Genomic DNA, 1,086 nt, shown 5'->3' on the forward strand with positions numbered 1-1,086 from the left:
AGCGGTTCGGGCCTCGATAATCTTTTTGACTTCTCGATAACCCATGTACCGCGTGATTTCCGGATCCCACAGCCGGAGAAGAATCACAAAAGCTGCGTTAAGATCGGCGTGCACGATATCCCCGTTTTCACGGTAAAACCGGTCCCCCTTGCGTTCGCCGGTAAAGGCTCCCGTTTGAGAGTCGGTTTGCGACGTATAGGCTCCGTTGACGATCACGATGCGAACATCTCGCAGCGCTGCAATCTCCTCCAATATTTCTTGCATCACCCCCTTTACCCAAGTTCTCAATCTTCGATTTGTTTTTCGCCCAAGGCTCTTTCCCTTGATAAAGCCCGACAGGTCTTCCACCACGATGACGCAGGCTCGATCCATGAGCTTGTGAGCGGCTTTGCACAGCAAGTTCCGTACCTTGGTTCGAAAGCGCCGACGCATGTTGTCAAGCTTTTTCGTTCCCAGATTATTTAGTCGGATGTTGTTTGCCTTCTCTGTCTTGCCTTCCTTTTCGTAGCGTTCTGCGAGCGCTCTGAGCTTGTTGCGGCCGCGCCATATCTCGGTAATTGCGTCGCTGTATTCGAAAACAAGCTTGCCGAGCCCCTGTCCCAAGAGCTCGTTCGTTGTCGTCGCAAAGGCTTCGGTCAGCCCCTTATCAACTCCGACGGTTTCCTCGCCGTGGGGGCGCTTGCAAACCTTTTCGAATGCGTAGTGAACTTGAATCTCGTCGTTTTCGATGATGATTCGCAGGTTTCTATTCGCAATTTTGACGTTCGTGCCGTTCGTCGTCGTCACGAGCGTGACAGGGCCGCCCGACTTCCGGTTGAAGAGGAGCGTAATTGTCAGAAAGCCGCCCGAGTACCCGATCAAATATTTGTCTGAACGGACGACAAACTGCCTGCTGCATTTTCCTTTGCCGTGTCGGAAATGCGTTCGCATCTGTCGGTGCAGATACGGGTCCTTGAGCCATTCACCGTTGCGAAGCTTGCCGCACATGACCTTACACTCGGCATCGTCCTTGTATCGCTTGTAGATCTTCTTCACTACCGCAGCTTCGGCTGCCTTGCGATACGCAAAAATGTCGTTGACGATATC

At 52.6% G+C, this 1,086-nt stretch carries 1 protein-coding gene; it reads right to left on the minus strand.

Annotation, left to right across the window (positions count from 1 at the left end):
- Positions 1-1,035: RNA-guided endonuclease TnpB family protein (locus tag H6A60_RS11615; RefSeq protein ID WP_338054874.1), on the minus strand; the 1,035-nt coding region annotated here is incomplete at its 3' end.
- Positions 1,036-1,086 lie beyond the last annotated feature (51 nt).

Origin of the sequence: Sutterella massiliensis, from assembly GCF_016899755.1 — a bacterium.
Lineage (GTDB): Bacteria > Pseudomonadota > Gammaproteobacteria > Burkholderiales > Burkholderiaceae_F > Sutterella > Sutterella massiliensis.